At 68.8% G+C, this 4,521-nt stretch carries 4 protein-coding genes; 2 read left to right on the top strand and 2 right to left on the bottom strand.

What is annotated here, in order from left to right; all coding sequences use genetic code 11:
- Positions 1-66 precede the first annotated feature (66 nt).
- Together FNH05_RS32990 and FNH05_RS32985 are read left to right on the top strand one after the other, a co-directional pair.
- On the top strand, positions 67-468 hold the full coding sequence (locus FNH05_RS32990) for a MerR family transcriptional regulator (RefSeq protein WP_246128088.1): 402 nt from the start codon (positions 67-69) through the stop codon (positions 466-468).
- Positions 469-548: 80 nt separating this feature from the next.
- The gene (locus FNH05_RS32985) at positions 549-1,289 is read left to right on the top strand and encodes a hypothetical protein (RefSeq protein WP_144592764.1); all 741 of its coding nucleotides are present in this window, start codon (positions 549-551) and stop codon (positions 1,287-1,289) included.
- Here the strand turns inward: FNH05_RS32985 and FNH05_RS32980 are convergent.
- Positions 1,255-3,252 (bottom strand): WD40 repeat domain-containing serine/threonine protein kinase, encoded by a 1,998-nt coding sequence (locus FNH05_RS32980; RefSeq protein ID WP_144592762.1) that lies wholly within the window; start codon positions 3,250-3,252, stop codon positions 1,255-1,257. The genes FNH05_RS32985 and FNH05_RS32980 overlap by 35 nt on opposite strands.
- Positions 3,253-3,505: 253 nt before the next feature.
- The coding region (locus FNH05_RS32975) for an HNH endonuclease signature motif containing protein (protein ID WP_144592761.1) at positions 3,506-4,521 on the bottom strand (1,016 nt) is incomplete at its 5' end.

The following is a 4,521-nucleotide window of genomic DNA, read 5'->3' as shown; positions in this document are numbered from 1 at the left end:
ATGCCATGCTGCGGACCGTAAAGTTTCACATGAATGTGAGAGTCAAGAGGGTGTGGTGGGGGTCGCATGGCGGTGCGGACGATCAGGATCGGCGAACTGTCCCGGTCCAGCGGGGTGAGCCCACGGCTGTTGCGTTACTACGAGGAACAGGGGTTGCTCCGGCCGCAGCGCCGACCGAGTGGCTATCGCGAATACCTGTCCACCGACGTGGCCGTGGTGCGGCGCATTCGCGGGCTGCTGGCGGCCGGCTTGTCCACCGCGACCATCGCGTCGGTGCTGCCGTGCATCCGTGAGGACGGTGAGCGCCTGGTGCCCACCTGCCCGGACCTGGTCGCGCAGCTGCGGCGGGAGCGCGAGCGGATCGACCAGGCCATCGACGAGCTCACCACGTCCCGCCAGATCCTGGACTCGGTGATCACCGCGGCACCGTCGACGCCGGTTCCGGCGGATCCACCCCTTCTGCCCTGAGGCAGGCTGGGTTCACGGGGCCGCCCTGGCCCGACCGGAAGGAGTTGCCCGTGAGGGAGTCGCCGGGAGATCGGCGAACCGTGGAGGAGGTGCTGGAAGGGATCGCCCTCCGCCTGCTCGATGTCGCGGATTCGGATTCCGATAGGCCGTCGCCGGCGCACGGATGGCGGGCGGTGGCGGGCTATGAGGTGGTTCCCCGGCATACGGTGGCAATCTCGAGCGAGAACGCGGGGGAAGAGATTGACCGGCTGTGGCATGCCGTAGCCGATGAACTGTCGATATATTCGGAAGACGCTGAATTCCTCCTCGATCTTCCTGGGCCGAGGCAGGACACGCCGGGGTGGCTGCGCGCGCGAGATCTCCGAAGAACTCGCCTGCCGTCGCGCATCCATTCGGTTACCGGGTCGTGGGAATTCATTGCCTTGTCGGAGAACGGTCGACGACTGTGTGCCGTCAGCAAGGAGGAGTACGACTACTGGATCGTTGCCAGGACCTTCACCGATGAGCAGGTGCGGCGCGGGCGCGAATCCGAGGACCGGGTACGCGCCGTCGAGCGGGAGGTCAGGAATCTGGTCGACCGCCGCGCAAGCCTGCAGGAGGTCGTTGCCTTCCTCAAATCGGCCGGGCTCCCTGGGCCATTGCGCCGGATCACCCTGGTCGGAATGTTGATAAAGGCGTGTGGCCTCTCCGCCGTGGAGTCGCGAAGGATTGCGTCGATGGTCGAGTATCCTTCCGGGAGGTTCCTTGACCCTGCCGGGCAGGTGGAGGAAGCGTGGCGGAATCTTGTCACCCTGGGCAGTGGAGATCCCAGACGGCGGTGAGGCCGCTCCGGTCACCGGTGGCGAGCGACCGGCCATCCGGACTGAACGCGACGCGGGTGATCCGATCGAGATGGCCGGTGAGAGGTTTGCAGATTCGCTTTCCGTCGGCGATGTTCCAGAGGTTGACGACGCCGTCGTCGTCACCGGTGGCCAGGGTGTGGCCATCCGGGCTGAAGGCCACGCAGAGCGCTCCCGCGCCGCGGGAGCGTCGGACCGTGGGGACGCTCAGCGGGGCACCGATTCGCCGACGGTCGGTCACGTCCCAGAGGTGGACGGCACTTTCGGTGGCGATGGCCAGGGTGCGGCCGTCTGGGCTGAACGCCATGTCGTGGACCTGCGTGATTTCCCTGCCGAACGCTACGCGCCGTGGATCGCTGCTGTGCAGGTCCCGGAGGTGGACACCGTCGATGTTTCTCGTGGCGATGACGCCGCCATCGGGGCTGAAGGTCACGACTCCCGGGTGATCGCTCACTCGCCCGAGTTCTCCACGGCCGACGGTGTCCCACCAGGCGACGCCCCCGTCGCCGTCCCAGGACGCGGCCACGGCACGACCGTCGCGGCTGAAGGCCAGGCCGGTGACATGGCTGATATCGCCGATGAGGCGAGGCTCGCCGACCAGTGGGTCGCCGAGCGGCCGGCGGGTGGCCACATCCCAAAGGCGGATGACGACTTCCCCCTGGTCATCTCCTCCTGCCGGGTCGATCCCCGGCACGAGTTCGACGGAGCCGAGGGCCAGGACACGTCCATCGGGGCTGAACGCGGCGCGGTCGCCACGGTGGGCGGCCCCGAGCACGTCGGCGGCGACTCGGCCGTGTTTCCGGCGGGCCTTGCTTCGTTTCGCCGGGCCCTCATCGGTTTGCGGGCCGACGGCCCCACCGAACGGCCGGCGGCCGGCCACGTCCCACAGGCGGACGACAGCCTTGCCGCTCGAAGCGATGACCAGGACGCGGCTGTCCGGGCTGAAGGCCAAGCTGTCGACGGCGGCGGGGGACCGGGGCAATGGTTCCCCGAACACGACAGTCTCTTCGTCCGGCGGCGGTGCCGGTCCCGCGGGCTCGGTCGTCGCGGGCAGCTGGTCCAGCAGCCTGTCGATCCGAGCGCGCCTTCGGGCGATCTCCTCATGGACCCAGGGCGGCCATGGCGGGCCGGGTTGGTCGATCTGGCCGATGAGCTGCAACAACTTCTTCGTGGTGGGCCGTACGGCGGGGTCAGGGGTCAGACAGGGCTCGAAGATCCGGTGTAGCTCTTTGAGGCGGCGTGGCTCTCGGGAGTCCTCAGTGTCCCAGGAGGGGTATTTCGTGGTTGCCGCGAAGATCACCCGCGCCAGGGCGAACACGTCACTCGCCCCATCCGGCGGCCGCCCCTCGATCTGCTCGGGCGACAGGTAGTGCAGTGACCCGGCAGGCCAACCGTGGCCCCTCCCTTCGGCATCCTGCGCGTCGGGCCCTCGCCCGATGGCCAGGCCGATCAGTCGCGCCCCGTCGTCGGTCAGCACCACACTCGACGGCTTGAGGTCCCCGTGCGCCAGACCCGCACGGCGGATCTGCGTCAGCCCCCTGGCGAGGCAGGTCGCCAACCACCGGGCGGCGGAAGAATCCAGACGGCCACCGATCGTACGCCCTTGCCGGCGCACCTTTGCCGCGAGAGCGGCGTCCAAGGGCACGCCCGGCACGAACTCCGACGCCAACCACGGCACCGGATCCTCGGGCCCGGAGTCGACGACCGCCGCGACATACCGGCTCGACACGCGCTGTGCCGCGGCCACCTGGCGTCGAAAACGCGCCCGGAACATCGCATCATCCGCGAACTGGGGCCGCACCTGCTTCAGCGACACGAGCCGGCCGTCGGGCCCGTGCCCCAGGAACACCGGCCCCAATCCGGCCGGGCCACGGCCACCCTGTCCCAAGAAGGTGACAACCCGATACGGCCCGATCACCCGTGGGTGGTCGGCTGCCAAGGACATGTCGTCGGCCACCGCGTACCTGCCTCCCCGGACGTCCCGGAACCTGTCCGAGGGATCACGAACAGATCAACTGTACCGTCGGTTCGGTCCTGCGGCTTTCCGTCCCGCAAACTCTTCGAGCCGGGTTTGCCGCGGTCGACCAGGTTCGGGCCGGTCGGTTCGGCACCAACCGTTTCGCCAGCGCGATCACGGCCCGTGGCTCGAAGAACCGACACCGAGCACGCGCTACGTTCAGAGCGTGAGCCGTCCGATTTCAGGCGGCGGTGGTGAGGGGTTCGGGTTCGCTGCGGTAGGTGCGACCGGCCGGGGTGGTGATCTCCAGGACCCCGGTGCCGGTCATGCGGTGGTGCCAGCCGGGTTCGTCCTTCAAGCGGTGGTCCCGGCGGCACAGGCCGCAGAGGTTGCTGCTGTGGGTGCCGCCGCCTTGGGCCCAGGGTTCGACGTGGTCCAGATCGCAGGCCTGGACCGGGCGATGACACCCCGGCACCCGGCATTCTCGGTCGCGCACCTGCACGAGTTCCTTGGTGGCGGCGGACGGCCGGTAGCGGTGGCGCCCGACGTCGATGGGTGTGCCGGTCATGGGGTCGGTGATGACCCGCCGGATCGTCGCATTCGCGGCGATCTCCCGCGCCAGTTGGGCGGGGATGGGTCCGTGTCCGGCGAGTTCGGCGGGTTCGTTGCGTAGCCCGGTCCAGGTCAGGAAATCCAGGTATACGAACACTTCCGCCCGCGGCGGTTCCACCGGCCGCGCGACACCCAGGCACAGGTCGGAGAACACGTCTGCCCGCAGTTCGTCCAGCGTGCGCTCCTCGCCCCTGCTGCGCAGCCGCCGGGCGACACGATCCACCCGGGTATAGATCGTGGCGGCGATCTCCGCCGGAAGATACGCGTACAGGGTGGCCATGCCCTCGTCTTCGTGGCACAGCCGGACACTGCGACCCCGCTTGCGCTCCTCACACCGCCGCGCGTACCCGTCCGGGTCGACGCGGGCGACGGTCCTGTTCACCAGGCGCCGCACCGATGTCGCATCCCGAGTGGTGATCTTCCCCGCCACCCGGGCATCGACCTCCCGCGCCTGCTCGTCGGTGAGGGCCGAGGTTTGATCGGCCACCTTCGAAGCGCGGTACGGATCCAGCGCACCCCGCTTCATCGCCTCAAATGTCGAGGGCAACCGTTGCGCCAGATCCCGGGCCAATGACACCTGCCCCTCCGCCTGACGCGCACCGTAATGCAATTCGAGGGCAACCTCCTTCGCCACCGAATCCGCAT

This window comes from Amycolatopsis rhizosphaerae, from assembly GCF_007713715.1.
Lineage (GTDB): Bacteria > Actinomycetota > Actinomycetes > Mycobacteriales > Pseudonocardiaceae > Amycolatopsis_E > Amycolatopsis_E rhizosphaerae.
This window is presented reverse-complemented; position numbering and strand designations above follow the sequence as displayed.